This is a genomic window from Parabacteroides distasonis (assembly GCF_004793765.1).
Classification (GTDB): domain Bacteria; phylum Bacteroidota; class Bacteroidia; order Bacteroidales; family Tannerellaceae; genus Parabacteroides; species Parabacteroides distasonis_A.
This window is the reverse complement of the sequence record NZ_SRYM01000061.1, coordinates 1-22145: the sequence shown is the minus strand read 5'-3', so window position 1 is coordinate 22145 and position 22145 is coordinate 1. Positions and strand designations below refer to the sequence as shown.

Genomic DNA, 22145 nt, shown 5'->3' with positions numbered 1-22145 from the left:
TTACACACGTTCTTTTAATTGTTAATTGCGTGTGAAGTAAATCTGTATCATGTCAACTCTTTGAGTATGCTTACGGCTCGGCCGGACAGCCGTACCCAACAGATATCTGCCGGATAGCCGCTCATCGAGATCGTGCTTTAACCTGCCGGGGCTTACCGTAGCTATCAGTCTCAAGGAATGAAAGAACTTATTCCTCGATTGCAGCAGCCTGCGCAACTCTAATATAGCTTTGATATTCAACTGCTAACACTATCGTTGTAAGCGGAGTGTAAGCGAATGTTTATTTAAAGCTTAAAGTTTGATGGATTTTCCATCATGGCTTAAAGGCATCGTTGAAAAGTTGGCTTAACTATCAGATGCTTACACTTTGATGGCAAGATCTGACTCTGCAACTCAAATCAATTTCTTCACTAAAATCTTGTACTCACTACAAGTTCTACCAATCTCTCCAGACTAGGCAATTATGGTTAATACTATGGTTATTTCTTTATGGGTTCACCCACCTTCTCCTTATAGAAGGATATGATGAGTGTTTTATCCTCAAGTGATTCCTCCAGACGCTTAATCTCGTCAGTTAGAACTTGAATAGTCTTTTCTTTTTCCTCCAAAACAACTTTCGTTTGGGACAGCTCACTCGCCACTTTCGATTCGCCAATCATATTATTGGCATCTCCATGAATGGACACTGCTGCTAAATATGCAGATACGTTGTGCGTATCGGAAGCATACAGATCAAAGAAATTCTTCTCCAAGGCTACACTTATATCTATAAGTTTGCCTGTGTCTATGGTTTCTTTCTCCAGAATGCGGTTGATGTGCTGCTGGGGTACATGAATACGCCGCCCAAGCTCTGATTTACTGATACCTAGCTCTAGACGTCGTTTATCAATCTCCCTGCCTATATGAACATGTTTTATTCCTATACTCATAGCATCCGAACGAAATTTTTAATTGAAGCTCAAAAAAACATCAAACATTTATTGGTTATATAAACATAAATCATTTAATTTACGGTGTACAAACCCATAATCATGGGGCAAAGTTAAACATTAAACATCAAACATCAAAGTTTTATGAATGAAATTTCTACAAAAATTCGTCCTGCGCTCGTTTCTCTTGAAGTAGGCGAAAGCATGGAGTTCCCCATCGAAAAGATGAAAAGTGTTCGAACACAAGCTTCCGAACTGGGAATGATTCTCAACCGACAGTTCAAAACTAGAACAAATCGGGAGACCCACACGATTATGGTTACACGAGTTTCGTAGAGTAAACCTGAGTCCTATGAATGTTCTAGAATTCTCGGACCGAATGATTCCATACGAAGAGTTCGCCAATGACCTAGCAGCTAGAATTGCCAACATGATTCAATCCACCCACGATGACCCTGAATACATCAGTCAAAACAAGGCCTGGAGATTATTTGGCAGACGTAATGTTGAACGCTGGCGAAAAGAAGGAAAGGTTGAACCGTGCAAACGACCAGGCAAGTTAGAATACAGAACTGCAGACCTTAGACTACTCCAGCGGACCACTCAAGACTACTTTAAAAAAGTTCAAGTAAGAACTAGACAAGTACGTAAGCAAGATAAAAAAGACTAGATTAAAAACGACAGCGACTATACTTAACCTCGTCATCCTCCCAGAGTATAGCCACTTAATTCATTATAGGGAGACAAACCATAATAGTAGGAACTGGATTTTATCAATTTGAATATGTAATGAGAATACCACACAAATCTGGTGTACCCCATTCTCATAGGCCATTGGTATATCCAAAAAGTAGAAAGATATGATAGAATCAAAGCCAATAGTAGATCCTTTGGGAGTCTATTCAGTAAAAAGAGCTTGTGCGGAACTGGGTGTCTGCTACAAGACATTGCGTAAATATCGGATGAACGGCTACATACAGCCCATCAATCCGATCACTTCCCGCCGTCTGAAATATTCCGGTCAGTCCATTTTGGACTGCTGGCTTAAACTCCGCATGCTATGATCAGCGAGTCCACCATAGACAAGGTCAGGGAACTACCTATCGAGACCATAGTGGGGCAGTACGTCAAACTGGCCAAGGACGGACGTACCAGCATGAAAGGACTCTGTCCGTTCCATAGCGAAAACACACCCTCCTTCTCTATCAACCTGAACAAGAACCTCTATCACTGCTTCGGCTGCAACCGGGGCGGTGACGGCATCTCCTTTATTATGGAAAAGGAGAACCTGAACTTCCAGCAGGCAGTCCGCTTGCTGGCCGAGAAGTTCAACATCCTGATGGAGGACGAATACGATGAAGAGCGTACGGATGCCGACAAGGCGAAACAAGCTCACAAGGATTCCCTGTATGCCATACTGGAAAAGGTACAGACCTTCTTTACAGAGAATCTGCGCGTTTCAGCCAATGATGACAGCCGTCATGCCCGGGAGTATGTCTACAACCGATGGCCGGAGAACTTCTGTGCAGAAGCAGGTATCGGTTATGCGCCAAGGGAAAGCCATACGTTCATGGACTTTTGCAAGCAGCAGGGATTGAACGAAGAGTTTCTGATTGAGCTGGGGATGCTCCGGAAAAATGAAGACGATAAGCTCTATCCGATGTTCCGTGAACGTATCATGATTCCCATCCGGAACAAATGGGGACGCATCATCGCTTATACGGCCCGGTATATCGGCACCCATCCCAAAGCACCCAAATACATCAACTCCGTCACCAGTCTGCTTTACACCAAGGGTGAAACCTTGTTCGGCATTGACCGGGCTTTCCGTTTGCGCAATGCTGCTAACTTCATTATAGTGGAAGGAGCGCCGGATGTGCTGCGTCTGCAGTCCATCGGATTGGAGAATACGGTGGCAACCCTCGGCACGGCCTGGAACGAGAACCAATTTGAGATATTGAAGCATTACACCAACTCATTGTGTTTCATTCCAGATACGGATCTGGCCAAAGGCAGTCCCTACGGACCCGGTTTCAAGGCGGTTATGGAAAACGGTGCATTGGCCGTACAGAAAGGGTTCACCGTCACCGTCCGAGAACTGCCGTTTGGTTTGAAAGAACTGACGGATGAAGAACTGCTGGAAAAGTATGAAGGGACTATTCCAAAAGATGCTCAACGGGAGGTGCTTGTAAAAAATGATGCAGACAGCTACATTCACGACATGGACATCTACCGCAACCTGAAGGAAAAATACTTCATAGTCTGGATGGCGGAAAAGCTGTTTGCTCAAGTGGATTCGCTTGCAGAAGAGGGTCAATGCGTCAGCCGGATTGCCGGACTGCTGCGATATGTAAAGGACCAGATGGTCTATGCCCGGTGCATCGAGCAGTTGGGAAAGATCCACGGCAAGACCCGGCTGTGGCGGAGTGCCGTAGAGCAGGTACGGAACGAATCCAAAAAGAACAGCCGCACACCAACCATGGACCGGAAGCAGGAAGAAACGGATGCACTCAGGCAAGTAGGACTTTTTGTCCGCAACAACTGCTATTTCTGTATGGGGAAAGATGATGAAGACCCCATCCGTCTCTCCAACTTCGTGATGGAACCCCTCTTCCACATCCATGACGAGAGCAATGGTGTCCGTCTGTTCCGGCTCACCAATTCGTTCCGTGAAACCTGCATGGTGGAATTGAAGGAATCCGACCTGGTATCCATTGCCAACTTCCAACAGAAGATTGGTTCCTGCGGCAATTTCCTATGGTTGGGAAAGATTGAAAAGCTCAACAATGTCAAGGAGTTCCTTTATGCCCGCACCCGAACTGCCGAACGCATCCGCAAATTGGGCTGGAACGAAAGCAAGGAGTTCTTCGCCTTCGGTAACGGCATTGTTCAGGACGGCGAGTTCCATGAAGTGGATGACATGGGCATCATCGCCGACAACCAGAACAATGCCTACTACATTCCGGCCACATCGAAGATTTACCGCGACAACACGGAAATCTTCCAGTTCGAACGTCTGATGGTGCATACCAACAAGAGCGGAGCCTTGCTCTACGACTATGTAGAAAAGCTGACCACGGTTTTCGGCAACAATGCCCGGGTAGCCTTTGGTTATCTGCTTGCAACCCTCTTCCGTGACATTGTGTACCGGAAGACCCGGCATTTTCCCATACTGAACCTGTTCGGTGAGAAAGGTACGGGTAAGACCACGCTGGCTACCAGTCTGGAGGCTTTCTTCCTGCACGATGTGGAACCACCCAACATGGGTGTGGCTTCCGTTCCGGCCATGAACGACCGGGTTTCTCAAGCTGTTAACATACTTGTCGTGTTTGACGAATACAAGAACGACCTCGACATCCGGAAGATTGCCTTTCTCAAGGGACTTTGGGGCGGCGGTGGACAGACCAAGAAGAACACCCAGACGGACGGTATGGCCACCCAGACCATTGTGACGACCAGAGTAGTCATCTGCGGCCAGGAAAAGCCTACCCAGGACATGGCGCTCTATACCCGTGTGCTGTTTCTGGAATATTCCAAGACCAGTTTCAGCATACTGGAAAAGAAGCACTACGAAGAGCTGCAGGCCATCTGCAATTTAGGTCTGACCCATTTGACCCTGGAGATTCTCAAATACCGTGACCTCTTTGAGAAGAACTTCTCTACCTTGTACGGCATCACCAAGAACGAACTGGCCATCCGGATGGAGGATGAACAGATTCATGACCGTATCTTCGGCAACTGGGTGATTCCGCTGGCAGCTTTCCGTACGCTGGAAACCGTTCTGAACCTGCCGTTCAACTACACCCAGATGCTGGAGACCTGCATCAGCGGTATGCGCAACCAGAATGAACTGGCCAAGGAAAGTTCCGAAGTGGCAGACTTCTGGAATATGCTCCAGGGCTGGCAGAGTATCGGCAAATGCGTGGAGAAGGTACACTTCAACATCCGTTACCTCACGAAGTTCCGTCCGATGCTGACGAACATGGACATCGAGTTCAAGGAAGCCCACCCGATTCTTTATCTGAACATGGCGGCCATCTCCTCGCTGTTCAGCAGCCGGAACTCCACCCAGAACATCACGGCCAACCGCTCGTCGTGGTCCACCATTCTCTCCTATCTGAAATCCCATCCGGCATTTCTCGGATTGAAGCAGGACCGGTTCCACATCATGCTGTCGAACGGCACACCGGACTACATCATCGAAGAGAAGGATGGCAAGGTGTTCCGGCGCATCAGGGCCAACCGACCGAAGGCGATGTGCTTTGATTACCTGCAGTTGAAGGAGATGTTCGGACTGGATTTGGAAACGGTAGCGATAGCGGAAGATGGTGAAGACGATACATGACAACTGACATTTTTAATTCAAGCGATATACTAACATTATTATACACCCAGAAAAGGCTAATAACCATGCAGAAATGAGCTAAAGAATTTGGTTAGACCAAATATCTTTCTTATCTTTGCATCACAAGAACCCGCCAAGCCTCTTCACAATGCTTAAATCGGCGGGTCGTTTTTTTTTATATATGAGATACACCAAGCAATACTCATCACCAGCCGAGCTTTTAACTATACTGAAAAGCAGAGGATTAGATTATTCTGAAACGATGAATGCCGAGCAGATTTTAAGATCTATAGGCTATTACCGCTTGTCAGGATACTTATACCCGTTCTTGGAAATTCCCAAAACCAATCATATTTATAAGAGAGGCAGCACTTTGAATGGTGCATTAAGCCTCTATGAATTTGACCGGGAGTTTCGCTTACTTGTTTTTAATCAAATCGAACGCATAGAAATTGCAGTCCGCAGTGCCATTACCAACATCCTGTGTGCAGAAACCAATGATGTGTTCTGGATTTCATCTCCATCGTATTTTGCCAATACAGAAAAGTTCAATAGAACCAAGGCTCTTATTGATAAAGAACTGCAGACCAGCCGGGAGGATTTTATCAGCCATTTCAAGCGCACCTATGATGAACCCTACCCACCTTCCTGGATGTTGGCTGAAATCATACCTCTGGGAACATTGACACGAGTTTATGAAAACATTGCCAGCAACCAGCTTCGGAAGAAGATTGCAAAGTACTTCGGGTTGTCGGTACCCGTTTTCGTATCATGGATGACCATCATTACTTTGACGCGTAACTCCTGCTGTCATCATGCCCGTCTGTGGAACCGCTCTTTGTCTTTACGTGCCCTAACTATGACCAGGCCAATGCGCCCATGGCTTACAGGGGAGGTACAGCAGGGACGTGTATTCTTTACACTCTGCATTCTGAAGCACTTTATGGATATTATCCGCCCGGGCAATGATTTTAAAACCCAGCTTCTGGCGTTGTTGGAAAAATATCCGATGATTGATATTTCAGCAATGGGATTTCCTGAGAATTGGAAAAGCCAGCCTGTTTGGGCTGATTAGCAGCCTATATCCTTAATCGAAGCTTAATCCGGCTGATTTTTCTTCCAAACAATCTTTCTGGAAGCAACTTTCCAGGGTACGAACGCAAAAATATTTGCGTTCAACCATCAAAAACAGCCCATTTTCACGCAAAACGGGAAGCTGGACGCAAATATTTTTGCGTTTAGCTTCCCGTTACTCGTTTATTGAAGCAGTAAACTAATACACATTGACGACAGGCATCCGCTTCTCCCTTGCCTTGCGACAGGTGTAGGCTGTGCCACCCTTCGGCTTGCCGTCAAAGTAGGCTATCACACTGCCGGAATGCGACAGCATGTAGTCGTTCCGCTTGAAATAGCATCCGTTGAAGTACTCTTCACTCAGATGCACCACATCGTCCGCCTTGGAAAGGATATAGGCATAGCGTTGCTGCTCCACCATGGACCAGGAAGCGCTCTGTCCCTTGAAGGGAACGACTGCTACCAGTTTCAGCATGGGGATGCTCAACTTGAGGGAAAGGACTTCCTCTGCTGCCAGCATATCGAAACCGAGCGCCATGCCGCAGTAGAACTTGTTCGCTCCTTGACGGATGACTTGCAGCACGGCTTCCTTCAGCCGTTCCCTTACTTGTTCTTGATGAATATTGGAAATTTCTCTATGTCCGGTAAAGGCAACCGCCTTTGCCGTTGCCTTTGCTTTCATTGTTCTATTGTCTGTCATTGTCAGTTCGTTGTTACTTTATAATGGGTCTTTGCCAAGAAGATGCCACTGAGAACGTGTGCGCCCAAGTTCTCCAATTGGTCGGAATAGGTAGCCCAAGTGATACCGCGAGTGATTACATCGTCAAAGGTAACAATATTCTTGCCATTGAACCAAATTTCATCAAACTCGATGATGCTCACTTTGCGGATTTCCTTCTCCAGCTTGCGGTTCTCGTGGATGGCAAGGCGACCACCGATTACCTTTACATGGTCGTAGCCGTTGATAGCTCCGGTCAGTTCGCAGACTCTCTCACAGAATGCCTTGTAGCGGAGTTCGTTCTTCTCGGAGGTGGATGCCGGAACCGGAACGAAAACGATGTCCTTGCAGCCATCGCCATTCTGCTCCTTTAGGTTTGCTGCGGTCATTTGTGCCACTGCCTCAAAGTTTCGTCCGTCCTTGAAGTCATATACCATCTGTCTGTCAGCCACTTCCTTTTCACCGACGTTGCGGATGCGCTTGGGGAAATACTTGCAGAACCATGTCTGAGGTTTTGCCAGCTGCTTTTGGAGGTTATCATCTACGTGTGCCATATGCTCTCTGATTTTTTTCCCTCTTGTTTTGCTGTTTTGCAGCTTGTCCGAAGGGATGTTTTTGCTTTTTCAGAGGGCTGGCAGCCACCAATAAGGCAAATTCAGGGCAGAAAATACGCTCAACTTGTTTGAGGAAGATTTTATGCAAGGAATTTGACGTTTGGTGGGGACAGCCATACCTTTGCAAAAAACATCCTCGGAGGCAAGATGAGAAAATGGTGAGCGGTTATCTTCCATCCTGCTTCTCCAGCAAATCATCAGCACAGATTGGAGTATTCATTCAACTCTTTCCAGGAAGGTTCACGCTGTCTTCATCATCTACTGCTGCTTTCCTGCTTCTTCTCCTCCTTAAAAATAGAGGCCATTTCTGCTCGAACCCACCATATTTTGCAATGACACCATTGATATTCAGTTATCTATTGAATATCAGCACTATCCATATAGCCATTAGTGTTGACACTCGTTGACACCCGTTGACAAAATCAATTTGCCGATATTCGTTCATATCCTCACGTTGACACTTTTCCGGCATCTATCTATACTCTTTATTCTTTATAAAAAGAAAAAGTATTGATATAGAGAGGGTTCGGAAATTCACGAAAGAGGTTTAAGGGAGGTGTCAACAGTCACCTGAATCAACGCCTGAATATATGCCTCCCCTGAAAAAAAACAGTGTTTTTTTGTGGCTCAACCTCACTAACTGCCTTTTCTTGGATGAAAGATGGATGAATGTTTGTCTGACCTTATGCAATGGGTATCACAAAATCCCACAAAGTCACCCAAAATCCCACTTCGCTGACCGGATGAGCTATTGCCGTGCTGTGCCTTTCTTCGTAACTTTACCGCATAAAACAACTGATTATGACCCACTTGAAGAACACATGGATAGCGATAGCTCCCGACCGGAACTACACTATCAAGGAAGCCTGCCTTTATCTCGGGGTACACCGATGCACCATCTACGACTACATCCTTTTTGTAAACGGTGATGATACGGAAAACCCAATAATGCAATATGATGTATTTATATCTGCTAAGTCCCGAATGTATCAAACTATGGGTGTATGGTTATACTCCAACTCGCAGGTAAACATTTCTATTTCGATACCAATTCCATACCATACGACCATTTCCTTTACACGTTCACCCACGCAAACATCTTTCATTTATCGTTAAATCTTATCGCGTTGTTCAGGTTTAAACCTCGTGTGAAAACATGCCTGATCGGTTACGTGTCTTGCGTCTTGGCCTCGTTCGTACCACTAGCCTCATTGCCGGTTCCTACATGCGGCATGTCCGGATTTATCATGGGATGTTACGCCCGCAGATATCACGCCTATAAACTAAGCCTTTGGAGAATAATATTGAGTAATATCGTCATGGCGTTTATCCCCTTATTCAACTGGAGGATACACTTGCTGTCATTCCTAATAGCCTATATCATCTATGGAGTCATACAGAAAATTAGCGTTCACGGAAGAGGTTGAGTCTATATTGGCCGAGAATAACAAGAGGCTGAAAAATATATTCGGCACGCACGACCAATTCACGGGACGTGGGATGGAGGGGCATAGCCATAGGGTTGTCATAGATGATTACCCCATAAGGGTACAGTGGCTTACCGAGGAGGTTTTCAAGAACAATCTGTATCAGGATGTCTTGAAAGCCGGTTCCATAAAGGACTACACGATAAGGTTCAACGAGCTGTACCCGGATTCAGATGGGATAAATGAGGAGGACGTGGCCAACATGCTATTTTGGGCCCGTTGCTCGAGAGACCCGTCCTTCGCCTTTTTCTCGTTATTTAAGATCAAGTCGAAAGAGGCGGGAGAAATGATCCCCTTCGAGCTTAATTACGCCCAACGTTACGTGCTATCCGTTCTGGAGGAAATGAGGCATAAGGGAGTCCCGATCCGTATAATATTATTGAAAGCCCGGCAATGGGGAGGTTCCACCTTGGTACAGCTCTATATGGCGTGGATACAGCTATTCGTCATGGAAGGATGGTATTCCGTCATTATAGCCCAGACGAAAGATACCGCCAAACGTATCAAGGCCATGTATAAAAAGGTTCTCGATAATATCCCGGGATTTATATATGGCGTTGACAAGCTACAATTCGCCCCTTACGAGCATTCGGCGTCCGACTCCATAATCACCGACCCCTCCGGGAACAAGGTACGTGATAACGTGATAACCGTGGCCTCTTATGAGAATTTCGAGTCAACACGTGGTATGGACTATGCCATGGCCCACTTCTCGGAGGTAGCCTACTGGAAAACAACGGACGGCAAATCAGCGGAGCAGGTTATAACAAACATAGACTCGAATATATTGGAGAGACCGTTGACCATGGAGATCTCCGAGTCTACGGCTAACGGCATGGCCGGTTATTTCTATGATGAGTACCAAATGGCCAAGGAGGGCACGTCATCCCGTAAGGCGCTATTCATACCGTTCTTCTTTATCGAGAACGACATGATAAGATTCAAGGACAAGAAAGAGACCCGGCTTTTCATATTGGATCTATTAGAGGGAAGGGATGTCACGACCTCCCCTAATGACAATAGCGAGCCGGGACAGTATCTATGGTCTCTATGGGAAAAAGGAGCTACGCTGGAGCACATCAAATGGTATATCAAGAAAAGGGCCTCGTTCCATGATCACGCATCGATGGCATCCGAGGCACCATCCGATGATGTCGAGTGTTTCAAGTATTCCGGTAATCTCGTGTTCAATATCTATACGATCGAGGTGATGCGGGAAAGATACGTATCACCCCCGGAGTTCATTGGCGACATATCCCAATCAGAGAAGACCAAGAGGATAATTCTCACCAAGAATCCGAACGGCCTGTTGAGAATCTGGAAGAGGCCCGATGATACAAGGACATCCAACGAGTATCTTGTTATCGTCGATGTCGGTGGACGTAGCAAGAACTCTGACCCGTCATGCATAACGGTTATAAACAGGTGGAATTTACGATTCAGCGGAGGAAAGCCGGAGGTGGTAGCCAGATGGCACGGTCATATACGATACGATTGGCTCGCCTACAAAGCCGTCAAGATCGCCAGATACTACAAGAACGCCCTTCTCGCCTTCGAGAGCAATACGTTTGATAAGAAAAAATCAGAGGCATCCGAGTTCGTGGAGGAAGGCGATCATATTCGTGGCATACTGAAAAAGATAGAGGATATCTACCCTAATCTTTACATGCGAGCGGCGACGGATCCCGAGGACATAAGGAACGGCATATACAAGAAGATAGGCTTCCAGACCAACAAGAAGACCAAGCAGGACATGGTGGATAATTTCATAGTGGCGTTCGAGGACGATATGTTTATAGACCCGGATGAGCGTATGTACAAGGAAGCGTCAAAATACGAGCAACGTCCGGACGGTAGTTACGGTAATATTCCCGGTCGTGGCAATCACGACGATATATTGATGACAGACATGATAGGAGCGCTCATATCAGAGGATATGCCTAAGCCTTCTATAATCCTATTTGTCGCATCCCAATAAAACACGCCCGTGTCAGAAAAACACGGGCGTGTTTTATTGGTCTATTTGTCTTATAAGTATCAAAAGCCTTTTCCTTTTTGTCTCATAAATATCCGGTATTCGCCTTTATCTAAATTGTCTATCCTAAAATCAACCTTGGCTCCATCTGGAATAAACGACGGGACATGCCCCGCTAGCTTTTTTATTATTTCGTCAATGTTATTATATCCTATATCCGTAAATGAGAATATCTCCTTGCCTTGATATATGACACTGCCTTTAATCATCTGTCTAAAAGATATTTTCATCTGATCATCAGGGTAATATTTCACAGGATCCTCATATACCATTTCTTCCTTTTTTTGGTTAAATACAAAATCAATAACCTTATTGTTTATCACAGAGACTATAGAGTAATCCGGTCTTACATATATCTCTGTAGTCTTATGAGCGCTTGAATGATTCATACAGAAAGCCACGTCATACATTGAGGCTTTTATATCGTTTCTCGCTATGGTTCCCCATGAATGCCGGAAATTATACATACATATAGCAATGAGACCGCCATGTTTGCAAATACGTTTCAATCCAGAGTTCATATTTGCGTTGAAAGAATCGTCATCACGATAGGTCTTATGGAAATTAAACAAAAACTCATCATCATCCGGTGTAAAGTATTTTTCCATGACAGGACGGAGAATATCCGGAACAATAATCTCCATATACGCCTTATCCCTTCTGAATTTTTGGGTCTTAGCCCTATTATAACAGAATGTCCAGCCTTTCAAATTGGACTTCTTTGCCCTAAAAAGGTCTACGGTATTAATTCCTGCCAAGCAAAAGACCATCAAGGCCACATCCCTAGCCAACTCTGGAAGTGATAATATCATCTTTGTCGGAGGTATGGGTGTCGCGAAAAACTCACGAACGGAGTCCGCATCCAAGGCCCTGTGATCGGGGGTGTCCGCATTGGGGATTTTTACCTTTAGCCAAGGATTAGTCTTGATCCTGATTATGCCCCTATCGTAATCGTTGAACTCATTTATTGCAGCTTTAAAAATCTGGCGAACATTAACAGGATACATTTCTTTCGCCCTTGCCGTTGGTAATAAGGTTTTTATCCAGTCATTTATGAATTTCGTGGTAAACCGGGAAAACATCAACTTGCTAGTTCCCGCAAATCTCTCAAGATGACAATAGGCCAACTCATAATTCTTGGCGTTACGGGCCATGCCTCTAACTGTTTCCATTTCCCGTTTATACTTTCTCGCATAATCAGAAAAACAGATATCCTCATCCGCTTTTTCCAGATATTCCACTAGGGTTTTTACATCCCATTGCGATATATCCTCTTTGTTCGCTCTCTCCACATATCGCATGATTACATCTGAACAGAAGGATACGACAAAAGGATCTTTCACCTCCCCCGTGCGAGTCAACCCTTTTTTATCAACCATTTTATCCATTTTTATATAAGAGGATTTACGGTTATGGGTTACTCTGATGTAAACAGGATAGAAGCCATCAGAACGCTGCTTTCTAACACAAATCTTAAAAGTTGCCATATATCAACACTTTATACATTAAATTTATGGTGTAAACACGGTGTAAACGCCATGTGCAAATATAGCAAACAAAGTGTAAACATTACATATCATTCAGATCATTTTACGCTAATAATGACATAAAAATATAAGGCTGATAAACAAGACTCAACCCGTCTATCAGCCTTATATATTGATATTTAAGACTTGCAGTTTTTAACAGCCTATCCTTCTATAGCAGCCTGCGCCGCCGCGATACGAGCGATAGGTACTCTAAAAGGTGAACATGATACGTAATTCAAGCCAACTTTATGGCAGAACTTAACGGAAGAAGGCTCACCGCCATGCTCGCCACAAATACCACATTTCAAATCCGGACGAATGGCACGACCTTTCTCTGTTGCCATGCGAACCAACTGCCCTACACCATTTTGGTCTAGTACTTGGAACGGATCGACCTTCAAAATCTTCTTCTCTAAATAAACAGGCAAGAAGGAAGCGATATCGTCGCGAGAGTAGCCAAATGTCATCTGAGTCAAGTCATTCGTTCCGAATGAGAAGAATTCGGCACTGGAAGCTATACGATCCGCAGTCAATGCAGCACGAGGAATCTCGATCATCGTACCGACCTTAAATTCGATACGATCGCCCTGCTCCTTGAATAACTCCTCGGCAGTGGCACGAATCACTTTCTCCTGCTCCTTGAACTCATACAAGATACCTGTCAAAGGAACCATAATTTCCGGTTTGGCCTCGATACCCTCTTTCTTCAACTCTAAAGCGGCACCTAAAATGGCCCGAGTCTGCATCTCCGTAATTTCCGGATATGTATTACCAAGACGGCAACCACGGTGACCCAACATCGGGTTATGCTCACAAAGAGATTCCACACGTTTTTGAATCTCCTTAACAGATACGCCCATTGTCTCAGCCATTTCCTCTTGACCTTTCAAATCATGAGGAACGAACTCATGCAAAGGAGGATCAAGCAAACGAACGGTAACCGGACATCCAGCCATAGCCTTGAAGATACCCTTAAAGTCTTCTTTTTGATAAGGAAGGATCTTCGCCAACGCTTTCTTACGGCCTCCAGCATCCTCGGCCAAGATCATCTCACGCATAGCCTTGATCTTCTCACCCTCGAAAAACATATGCTCCGTACGGCAAAGACCGATACCTACAGCGCCGAAGCTACGAGCGATCGAAGCGTCGTGAGGCGTATCTGCGTTTGTACGAACTTGTAATTTCGTATATTTATCGGCTAAAGCCATTAGCTCCGCAAAGTCACCTGACAACTCTGCCGCTTTCGTCTCGACCTGTCCTACATAGACTTCCCCGGTCGTACCATTGATAGAGATATAATCGCCTTCTTTCAAGGTTACGCCATCAACGTCTACAGTCTTATTCTTATAATCGATATTCAAGGCACCGGCACCGGATACACAGCATTTACCCATGCCACGAGCCACGACAGCGGCGTGAGAAGTCATACCTCCACGAGCGGTAAGGATGCCTTCGGCGACGGCCATACCGGCCAAGTCTTCCGGAGAAGTCTCGATACGAACCATGACAACCTTTTTGCCATCGGCATGCCATTTAGCGGCATCTTCGGCGAAGAACACGATCTGTCCGGTAGCAGCGCCCGGTGAAGCCGGTAAACCTTTCACCCATACCTTTGCCTGTTTCTCGGCCTTTTTATCGAATACAGGGTGAAGCAGCTCGTCCAATTTATTCGGCTCAATACGGTTCAATGCTGTTTTCTCGTCGATCATACCTTGATGCAATAAGTCGATAGCGATTTTCACCATAGCGGCACCCGTACGTTTACCGTTACGGGTTTGCAAGAACCAAAGTTTACCCTCCTGTACGGTAAACTCCATATCTTGCATATCCCGATAATGATCTTCCAATTTTTCTTGAATAGCGTCTAATTGCTTATAGATTTCCGGCATGGCTTCTTCCATGGACGGATATTTAGCGATACGTTCTTCTTCTGAGATTCCGGCACGTTCAGCCCAACGCTGTGAACCGACCTTCGTGATTTGTTGCGGGGTACGGATACCGGCTACAACATCCTCTCCTTGGGCGTTAATCAAGTACTCGCCATTGAACAAGTCCTCACCATTACCAGCATCACGAGAGAAACAAACGCCTGTAGCGGAAGTATCGCCCATATTACCGAATACCATGGCTTGTACGCTCACCGCTGTTCCCCACTCATCTGGAATACCTTCCATCTTACGATACAGGATAGCACGCTCATTCATCCAGCTATTGAACACGGCACAGATAGCGCCCCACAATTGCTCATAAGCACAAGTCGGGAAATCTTGTCCGGTCTGGGCTTTAACGGCTGCCTTAAACTTAGAGACCAATGTTTTCAAATCTTCAACGTCAAGCTCGTTATCTAACTTAACGCCTTTCGCTTTCTTTACTTCCTCGATGATCGCCTCGAACGGATCTATATCCTCTTTGCTTGTCGGTTTCATGCCTAATACAACATCTCCGTACATTTGAACGAAACGACGATAGGAGTCCCAAGCGAAACGAGCGTTGCCCGTCTTACGAGACAATCCTTCTACTACATCATCGTTCAAGCCAAGGTTCAAGATCGTATCCATCATACCCGGCATGGACGCACGGGCACCGGAGCGAACCGAAACTAACAGAGGATTGGCAACATCGCCAAACTTAGAGTTCATCAACGTTTCGATATTAGCGATTGCTTTCTCAACATCCGATTTCAGCAACTCTACGACTTTATCTTTGCCTAACTCGTAATACTCAGTACAAACTTCTGTTGTAATCGTAAATCCCGGAGGAACCGGTACGCCAATCAGATTCATCTCGGCAAGGTTAGCGCCTTTACCACCCAGCAGATTCCTCATATCTGCCTTACCTTCGGCTTTTCCATTACCGAACGTGTAAACTCTTTTTCTTTCCATATTCGACAGTATTGAATTTAGATTCTAGTTTTGTTGATTTCAACTATTATATTGCTATCTCAACTTTGCAATGCTGCAAATATATGCTATTTCTACTTTGCAAGCACGAATAGCGTTAAGGATTTTTACATGTTTTACAACTATTCTTTACCATTTATATTCAGTAAATGCTTACATTTGCGTGCGGAAATTTGTTGATGCTTCCATTTCCCATCGAAATTCCTGCTTATCTCTTTGCCCCTACATATATTATATGATCTTTATCTTTTATTTGTCTATTTATTCTCTATAGGAAGACATTGCAGTTTCCTATAATGGGATCAAGAGTTTTCGGCTGAAGAAACTTTAGTTTCTATGGCATGAAACAAAAGTTTTCCCCTAGCGAAACAAAAGTTTTCCTTATAAGAAATCTTTAAAAACCACAACAGATTGATTTATAAATATATACCAAATATTTCTGTCTGTCCATAATCATATCTTCATTAATCTTGATAGAATAATGAGAACTGTTTGCCGGACTCATTTATGTATATGGAACGAAGCTCTTTGTTCTTAGCGGAATTGTAAGTATTTTCGCGAAGCGAATTTAAAACTTAACGACATTGGCAAGAAAGAAGAAACAGTTGCCTATATTAGAAAAGGTAACCATTACGGACGTAGCCGCCGAGGGCAAGGCTATCGCAAGAGTGAACGATATGGTGATATTTGTACCCTTCGTCGCTCCGGGAGATGTGGTTGATATTCAACTGACCCGTAAGAAGAATAGTTATGCGGAGGGGAAACCTGTATATTTCCATGAGTACTCGGCCAAACGTGCGGAGCCGTTTTGTGAGCACTTCGGTGTCTGTGGAGGTTGCAAGTGGCAGCATCTTCCCTATGAGGAACAACTTTACTATAAGCAAAAACAGGTCTACGATAATCTTACCCGTATCGGGAAAGTCGAGATGGAAGAGAAACTTCCGATCTTAGGTTCCGAGCGCACGACTTTCTACCGGAACAAGCTTGAGTTTACTTTCTCAAACAAGAAATGGCTTACGGAGGAAGAGATCCAGTCCGGTGCTTCTTTCGATTGCATGAATGGCGTCGGATTTCATATACCGGGGATGTTCGATAAAGTCTTGGACATCCATAAATGTTGGTTGCAAGATGATATCTCCAACAAGATCCGTCTTTGCGTTAAGGAATATTGCCTATCTCATGAGGGATATCCCTTCTTCGATTTACGGAACCAAGAGGGATTCGTTCGTACGTTGATGATCCGTACGGCATCCACAGGGGACTTGATGGTCGTATTGGTTTTCTTCCATGAGGATGTAGAGCGCAGGGAAGCGTTATTATCTCATCTGGCAGAACGATTCCCGGAAATCACGTCCTTGATGTACGTCATCAACGGTAAATGCAATGACACGATCACGGACCAAGAAGTTCTCGTATTTAAGGGAAAAGATCATATCATCGAGGAGATGGAGGGGCTTCAATTCAAGGTAGGTCCTAAGTCTTTCTATCAGACAAACAGCGAACAGGCTTATAATCTATATAAAGTGGCTAGAGAATTCGCGGGTCTTACCGGAAATGAGATGGTGTACGATTTATATACCGGGACAGGTACGATCGCCAATTTCGTCTCTCGTCAAGCAAAGAAGGTTATCGGTATCGAATACGTACCGGAGGCTATTGAGGACGCAAAAGTGAATTCCGCCTTGAACCATATAGAGAACACGCTTTTCTATGCCGGCGACATGAAAGATATCCTTACGCAGGATTTCATAAACCAACACGGCCGGCCGGATGTTATTATCACCGATCCACCACGTGCCGGTATGCATGATGACGTGATCAATACCATTCTCTTCGCTGAGCCGGAACGTATCGTTTACGTTAGCTGTAATCCTGCTACGCAAGCCCGCGACTTGAGTTTATTGAGTGCGAAATACGCAGTTAAGAAAGTCCGTCCGGTCGATATGTTTCCTCATACGCATCACGTGGAGAACGTGGTTTTGCTTGAGAAAAAATAAACATATATATAATGTATAGGAAATACGTCCCCATTCTGCTCTTTTTGTTCTTCTTGTATGGTTGCAATGGTAACAAACAAGAGGAGAAAGAGGACGTTTCCGTTTTCGTGGATTTACCGCAACTGAAAGCGGAAGGTAAGATCACGGCCGTGACTTTATACAGTTCTATCTCCTACTTCCAATATAAGATGCAACCCATGGGCTACGAATACGATCTGATAAATGATTTCGCCAAGAGCCAAGGTTTGAAATTAAATATCAAGGTCGCCGAGAACCCTGCCCGACTGATCGAGATACTAGAAGCTGGTGAGGCCGATGTTGTCGCCTACCCCATTCCAATTGACAACAAGCTGAAACAAGAGGTTATTTATTGCGGTCGGGAAGATATCTCCAGCCAAGTATTGATACAACGGGCCAATAAAAGCGATAAGCTTCTTACCGATGTCACTCAATTAATCAATAAGAAGGTTTACGTAAAGCCTAACACCAAATACTCCGAACGACTGAAAAACTTGGACGAGGAACTCGGCGGAGGAATCCATATCCAAAAAGTGGAGAATGACTCCATTGCTACCGAAGATCTTATCGAGATGGTCTCCTTGGGTGAAATTCCCTATACGATCAGCGATGATAACACCGCCCGCCTAAACAAGACTTATTATTGGAATATCAATGTCGACCTAAAGGTTAGTTTTCCCCAACGCTCCTCATGGGTGGTAAGGAAAAGCAGTCCAAGCTTGGCAAAGGCGATCAATGCATGGGCTTCCGATAAAACAGGTAAACATTCTTTCAAAGCGGTTACCAAACGATACTTCGAACTAAGCAAGCGACCTTTTACGGCTGATATTCCGGAGGTAAAGAATGGACATATTTCCCCATATGATCCTTTATTCAAGAAGCATGCGAAAAACATCGGATGGGATTGGCAGCTGCTGGCGTCTATCTCTTATCAAGAGTCTCATTTCAATCCTACGGTCGTATCGTGGGCGGGTGCTGAGGGTCTTATGGGAATCATGCCAAACACGGCAAAGGCATTAGGGGTCACCCCGCATGAATTGAAAGATCCGGATACGGGAATCCGTACGGGAGTAGATTGTTTACGACGCTTCCATCAAGGTTTTTCTGAGATTAAGGACCCTGAAGAAAAAGTCAAGTTTACCCTAGCGGCTTACAACGCTGGGATCGGACATGTATACGATGCGCAGCGATTGGCCCGGAAATATGGAAAAGATCCCAATAAATGGGATAATAATGTAGCGGAATATATTCGTTTGAAAAATGATCCTGAGTATTATAATGATCCTGTTTGTAAGCATGGATACTTGCGTGGCTCAGAAACATACAACTACGTACGGGAAGTGTTGGAGCGTTATTATTACTACAAGAAAAAGTCATAGTTATAAAAAAATTCATAGCTATGAATAAATGTAGTCATAACTATGAATTTCCTGCAGATAAATTTCACTTAAAAATTATAGGCGACACCTATGCCTAGTATCTCCTTGAACTGGACCTTCGCTCCCCGCTTCTCTCCATTATCTTCAAAAGTTTTCACGTCGTTATCATATTTAAGTGTCGTATTAAGTGTAGCGGACAGGAATTTATTAATCTTCATACTTATCAATACATCCCAGTTGATATCGATATTTCCGAATTGGTCGCTATAAGGAGTGAAAAAGTCCGCTGTAGTAATCAAGTTCACGTTTTCCATCACGGTCAATTCCGCACGAGCTTTCAGGTAAGCTCCCCATTCCATTCTGAAACGATCTCCCGGATCGACTCCGAAAGCTCCTAATCCGGAAAGGTAATCATCCGCCACGAAAGTCATTTTAGTGGAAACCGGAGACAGATAAACCGAGTAATTGCTTTTGGGACGATATTCCATACCTACAGAGATATTCGAATACGCCGGGGCAAAGAAGTTCGAAATATAATGGGTCTTATCCGGATAATTATACCCTTTGGCAAACTGGGTATTTAAGTCTCCCATCAATGTATAATACCACACATTATTAGCAGAATATCCTAATTGGGTAGACAGGGCTATATTATCGGTACTTTTCCTCATACCCTGCGATTTAGTCTTTGATAATCCGTAATCGAGAGCGAGGTTGGTTACCCATAGCCAGTCACCGCTTTTATGTGTTAATGATCCATTCAGATACGCATTTCCGGCAACAGAGTTCTCTCCACCAGCCGACCAATTCGACATCGCCGTTTGCGACAAGTTCACGCCTGTCACACCTTTCAATACCCATTTGCCTTCCTCATATCCTTTATCATCCGTTTGACCATATGCGATTGTCGTTAATGCGACAAACAATGTCATGAAGAATATACGTTTCATATTGTAATATATTTTAGTTATTAAAAAATTAAGACGTCTTATCATTTAAACAGGTTTGACTAATTTTTGTTTAGAAAAACCTAAAATTGAAGAGATGTCACATCTGTTACACCTCTATATGGATAAACCCCTTACTTTTTTGATTTATGGAATAGTCACATGCACACGAAACTTCATATCATGGAGGGTAAATAGTAATAGTTATTCAGAAGCCTCTTTAAAAGAAGCGATCGTTAAGACTTTTGGTGAGGATCAATTCCTCATGTTATTTTTTCTCATCATTTACATATTCCAAAATGTCGCTTGGTTGACAATCTAATGCTCTACAAATTACCTCTAGAGTACTAAAACGAATAGCTTTCGCCTTCCCTGTTTTCAAGATGGAAAGGTTAGATAACGTCAAACCAACTCTTTCAGAAAGTTCGTTCAAAGACATCTTCCGCTTTGCCATCATCACATCTAAATTTACAATAATAGGCATAATTAAACTGTTAAGTCATTCTCTGATTTCATATCTATCGCATTTTGCAATAATTTTTCAAATATAGCCACGGCTGTCGCTACTACGATAGCGACAAAAGTCGTTGCGATACAAATGGCAAGAAAACCTGCGGGATCATCTTCTGTATTATGGGTCAACCTTATAAATAGCCCTGCCACCACGATTAAAATACTTAGTAAGATCGCACAATGCTTTATGTTCTTTAAAGTCTTCACAGAGTTTATTGAAAATACTTTATTTTGCCCAATATAACCGAGCAATCTAAAAGCATTGTACAACGCAACAAAAAAAGCGACTGACGCTCCATATCCATATAAGATAAACAGATCAGCATACGTACTAAATAAATCTAAGTGTGTGGCTCGTCCCTCAGTTAAGGGAAATCCAATCAAAATAACAAGTGCCACAATACCGATAAGAACGATAACTGTTTGAAGAAAGACTGTAGAAATTCTTTTCATGACGTATGATGTTAAGTTAGAATTACGTTACAAATATAATAAATATTTATTGATAAGCAATAAATGAATAGCGAAAATCAAAAAAATATAGACTTAAATCATCTGTATAGTGTCGAAGTACTATGATTTCCCATTTGGAAGGGAGGAAAGCCAGATTCCATACGGAAACAAATAAAAATCCGCATCCAGCTTCACAGCTACATGCGGACCAAACAAATAACAAACTCTACTTATATGAAAAAACAAATACTACTAACAAATTATTATACGATGACTACTATCAAGGTGATTTCTGAGTCATTTTATAGTATAACAGAAGATTGTTTGAAAAGGTTCACCAGTAATTTCTTTTAGGCTGAGAGCTTTTTCTTTTTATCGACTGTTCAAATATAAAACATTTCAAGCCGCAAATTGTTTTACAAACAAAGATAAAAATGATGATTGGTGGATGGATCTTAGGGTTCTATGTTCAACCTAAGACTCTTATTAGGAGTACTATGTGACGCCAAGTTGCTGTTGGGCCCTAAGATCTTAAAATTATTGATACTGGGCATAACAGCTTTACTTCTACGACCGCCAAGGTTGCCCAGAAACTGGTCAGCAAAGAAAATCCGGACTCATTCATTTGGGGAGACGCTTTGGGTGATAATATTTTTGGAGTTATCACATCTGCTATCATTACAGGCATTTGCATAACCATCATTCCTCAATTTATAAGAGATTTTTTAGCCTAAACTATAAATTTTAAGTAAAACATAGCGATTACCCCTAAATCTTTAGGGATAATTGCTTTTTTATTAATAGATTTCAAGTAAAATTACAGTATTTATCCAATTATATCCGTAATTTTAGCCCAATTAAATCAATAGCAATTATGGAAAGAATCGTTAATCATCCTATTTTAACAATTCCACAAGAGGAAGAACACACTTTTTTATTCAACGGTAAACCCATAACGGGAATGAAGGGATTTACCATCGCCGCCGCCTTACATCAGGCCGGCTATCCAGTACATAGTCATAGCATAAATGGCCGCAATCGTTCGTTGAATTGCGGTATCGGTAAATGTGGCGCTTGCGAAATGCTGGTAGACGGAGAAGTAAAGCGTATCTGTATTACGAAAGTAGACAATGTAAAGGAAGTATCGGAAATCACTACTGTCCCATTAAAATCTGAAAAAGTTCTTTGAAATTATTGAAATATAGTT

Annotated in this window: 17 protein-coding genes and 2 pseudogenes; 11 read left to right on the top strand and 8 right to left on the bottom strand. The window is 43.8% G+C overall.

Annotated elements, in window-relative coordinates:
- Positions 1 to 479: 479 nt before the first annotated feature.
- On the bottom strand, positions 480 to 929 hold the full coding sequence (locus tag E5342_RS16470) for a helix-turn-helix domain-containing protein (protein ID WP_135959827.1): 450 nt from the start codon (positions 927 to 929) through the stop codon (positions 480 to 482).
- A 144-nt stretch (positions 930 to 1073) separates the two neighbouring features.
- Between E5342_RS16470 and E5342_RS19855 the strand changes: the two genes are divergently transcribed.
- The 5 genes from E5342_RS19855 (at position 1074) to E5342_RS16445 (ending at position 6349) form a co-directional block, all read left to right on the top strand.
- Entirely contained in the window at positions 1074 to 1265 is a 192-nt protein-coding gene (locus E5342_RS19855; RefSeq protein ID WP_080510716.1) for a hypothetical protein, read from the top strand.
- A gap of 16 nt (positions 1266 to 1281) precedes the next feature.
- Positions 1282 to 1599, top strand: coding sequence for a hypothetical protein (locus tag E5342_RS16460; RefSeq protein ID WP_135959826.1), 318 nt, complete (start codon positions 1282 to 1284; stop codon positions 1597 to 1599).
- 190 nt (positions 1600 to 1789) lie between these two features.
- On the top strand, positions 1790 to 1993 hold the full coding sequence (locus E5342_RS16455) for a DNA-binding protein (RefSeq protein WP_135959825.1): 204 nt from the start codon (positions 1790 to 1792) through the stop codon (positions 1991 to 1993).
- The gene (locus E5342_RS16450; protein WP_135959824.1) at positions 1990 to 5274 is read left to right on the top strand and encodes a DNA primase; all 3285 of its coding nucleotides are present in this window, start codon (positions 1990 to 1992) and stop codon (positions 5272 to 5274) included. Before E5342_RS16455 ends, E5342_RS16450 begins: the two co-directional genes overlap by 4 nt.
- 181 nt (positions 5275 to 5455) lie before the next feature.
- Positions 5456 to 6349, top strand: coding sequence for an Abi family protein (locus E5342_RS16445; protein WP_246867142.1), 894 nt, complete (start codon positions 5456 to 5458; stop codon positions 6347 to 6349).
- 198 nt (positions 6350 to 6547) lie between these two features.
- On the opposite strand, the gene E5342_RS16440 is transcribed toward E5342_RS16445, so the two are convergent.
- On the bottom strand, positions 6548 to 7030 hold the full coding sequence (locus tag E5342_RS16440) for an SLOG family protein (protein ID WP_432707224.1): 483 nt from the start codon (positions 7028 to 7030) through the stop codon (positions 6548 to 6550).
- A gap of 20 nt (positions 7031 to 7050) precedes the next feature.
- The gene (locus E5342_RS16435; protein ID WP_135959822.1) at positions 7051 to 7620 is read right to left on the bottom strand and encodes a ribonucleotide-diphosphate reductase subunit alpha; all 570 of its coding nucleotides are present in this window, start codon (positions 7618 to 7620) and stop codon (positions 7051 to 7053) included.
- Between the two features lie 1064 nt (positions 7621 to 8684).
- On the opposite strand from E5342_RS16435, the gene E5342_RS16425 reads away from it, so the two are divergent.
- Both E5342_RS16425 and E5342_RS16420 read left to right on the top strand, forming a co-directional pair.
- A complete protein-coding gene (locus tag E5342_RS16425) occupies positions 8685 to 9107 on the top strand; it encodes a rhomboid family intramembrane serine protease (protein WP_135959821.1) in 423 nt (140 codons plus the stop codon).
- Complete coding sequence (locus E5342_RS16420) at positions 9067 to 11145, top strand: terminase (protein WP_135959820.1); 2079 nt, start codon at positions 9067 to 9069, stop codon at positions 11143 to 11145. The genes E5342_RS16425 and E5342_RS16420 overlap by 41 nt, the downstream gene beginning before the upstream one ends.
- Before the next feature lie 59 nt (positions 11146 to 11204).
- On the opposite strand, the gene E5342_RS16415 is transcribed toward E5342_RS16420, so the two are convergent.
- Both E5342_RS16415 and ppdK read right to left on the bottom strand, forming a co-directional pair.
- Positions 11205 to 12581 carry a tyrosine-type recombinase/integrase gene (locus tag E5342_RS16415; protein WP_246867141.1) on the bottom strand — a complete coding sequence of 459 codons (1377 nt, stop codon included), beginning with the start codon at positions 12579 to 12581 and terminating at the stop codon, positions 11205 to 11207.
- 311 nt (positions 12582 to 12892) lie between these two features.
- Positions 12893 to 15613, bottom strand: a complete 2721-nt coding sequence (gene ppdK / locus E5342_RS16410) for a pyruvate, phosphate dikinase (protein ID WP_135959818.1) — start codon at positions 15611 to 15613, stop codon at positions 12893 to 12895.
- A gap of 602 nt (positions 15614 to 16215) precedes the next feature.
- Between ppdK and rlmD the strand changes: the two genes are divergently transcribed.
- On the top strand, positions 16216 to 17628 hold the full coding sequence (rlmD, locus tag E5342_RS16405) for a 23S rRNA (uracil(1939)-C(5))-methyltransferase RlmD (RefSeq protein WP_135959817.1): 1413 nt from the start codon (positions 16216 to 16218) through the stop codon (positions 17626 to 17628).
- Positions 17629 to 17639: 11 nt separating this feature from the next.
- The gene (locus E5342_RS16400; RefSeq protein ID WP_135959816.1) at positions 17640 to 19025 is read left to right on the top strand and encodes a transglycosylase SLT domain-containing protein; all 1386 of its coding nucleotides are present in this window, start codon (positions 17640 to 17642) and stop codon (positions 19023 to 19025) included.
- A gap of 68 nt (positions 19026 to 19093) precedes the next feature.
- Here the strand turns inward: E5342_RS16400 and E5342_RS16395 are convergent, their stop codons facing one another.
- The 3 genes from E5342_RS16395 to E5342_RS16380 all read right to left on the bottom strand — a co-directional run bounded on the left by E5342_RS16395 (position 19094) and on the right by E5342_RS16380 (position 20938).
- Positions 19094 to 19975, bottom strand: a complete 882-nt coding sequence (locus E5342_RS16395; RefSeq protein WP_121734512.1) for a DUF3078 domain-containing protein — start codon at positions 19973 to 19975, stop codon at positions 19094 to 19096.
- A 265-nt stretch (positions 19976 to 20240) separates the two neighbouring features.
- Positions 20241 to 20456 carry a helix-turn-helix domain-containing protein gene (locus E5342_RS16385; protein ID WP_121734513.1) on the bottom strand — a complete coding sequence of 72 codons (216 nt, stop codon included), beginning with the start codon at positions 20454 to 20456 and terminating at the stop codon, positions 20241 to 20243.
- A 2-nt stretch (positions 20457 to 20458) separates the two neighbouring features.
- A complete protein-coding gene (locus E5342_RS16380) occupies positions 20459 to 20938 on the bottom strand; it encodes a DUF2975 domain-containing protein (protein WP_135959815.1) in 480 nt (159 codons plus the stop codon).
- Positions 20939 to 21397: 459 nt separating this feature from the next.
- On the opposite strand from E5342_RS16380, the pseudogene E5342_RS16370 reads away from it, so the two are divergent.
- Positions 21398 to 21672, top strand: a pseudogene (locus tag E5342_RS16370) (sodium ion-translocating decarboxylase subunit beta); the annotation flags it as partial.
- A 140-nt stretch (positions 21673 to 21812) separates the two neighbouring features.
- Positions 21813 to 22118, top strand: a pseudogene (locus tag E5342_RS16365) (2Fe-2S iron-sulfur cluster-binding protein); the annotation flags it as partial.
- Positions 22119 to 22145: the final 27 nt, after the last annotated feature.

Coding starts and splice junctions, on each gene's coding strand:
- ppdK (WP_135959818.1), bottom strand. CDS start 15,613: ATGGAAAGAAAAAGAGTTTACACGTTCGGTAATGGAAAAGCCGAAGGT.
- E5342_RS16460 (WP_135959826.1), top strand. CDS start 1,282: ATGAATGTTCTAGAATTCTCGGACCGAATGATTCCATACGAAGAGTTC.
- E5342_RS16415 (WP_246867141.1), bottom strand. CDS start 12,581: ATGGTTGATAAAAAAGGGTTGACTCGCACGGGGGAGGTGAAAGATCCT.
- E5342_RS16450 (WP_135959824.1), top strand. CDS start 1,990: ATGATCAGCGAGTCCACCATAGACAAGGTCAGGGAACTACCTATCGAG.
- E5342_RS16445 (WP_246867142.1), top strand. CDS start 5,456: ATGAGATACACCAAGCAATACTCATCACCAGCCGAGCTTTTAACTATA.
- E5342_RS16420 (WP_135959820.1), top strand. CDS start 9,067: ATGGAGTCATACAGAAAATTAGCGTTCACGGAAGAGGTTGAGTCTATA.
- E5342_RS16435 (WP_135959822.1), bottom strand. CDS start 7,620: ATGGCACACGTAGATGATAACCTCCAAAAGCAGCTGGCAAAACCTCAG.
- E5342_RS16425 (WP_135959821.1), top strand. CDS start 8,685: ATGGTTATACTCCAACTCGCAGGTAAACATTTCTATTTCGATACCAAT.
- E5342_RS16395 (WP_121734512.1), bottom strand. CDS start 19,975: ATGAAACGTATATTCTTCATGACATTGTTTGTCGCATTAACGACAATC.
- E5342_RS16455 (WP_135959825.1), top strand. CDS start 1,790: ATGATAGAATCAAAGCCAATAGTAGATCCTTTGGGAGTCTATTCAGTA.
- E5342_RS16440 (WP_432707224.1), bottom strand. CDS start 7,030: ATGAAAGCAAAGGCAACGGCAAAGGCGGTTGCCTTTACCGGACATAGA.
- E5342_RS16400 (WP_135959816.1), top strand. CDS start 17,640: ATGTATAGGAAATACGTCCCCATTCTGCTCTTTTTGTTCTTCTTGTAT.
- E5342_RS19855 (WP_080510716.1), top strand. CDS start 1,074: ATGAATGAAATTTCTACAAAAATTCGTCCTGCGCTCGTTTCTCTTGAA.
- E5342_RS16470 (WP_135959827.1), bottom strand. CDS start 929: ATGAGTATAGGAATAAAACATGTTCATATAGGCAGGGAGATTGATAAA.
- E5342_RS16385 (WP_121734513.1), bottom strand. CDS start 20,456: ATGCCTATTATTGTAAATTTAGATGTGATGATGGCAAAGCGGAAGATG.
- E5342_RS16380 (WP_135959815.1), bottom strand. CDS start 20,938: ATGAAAAGAATTTCTACAGTCTTTCTTCAAACAGTTATCGTTCTTATC.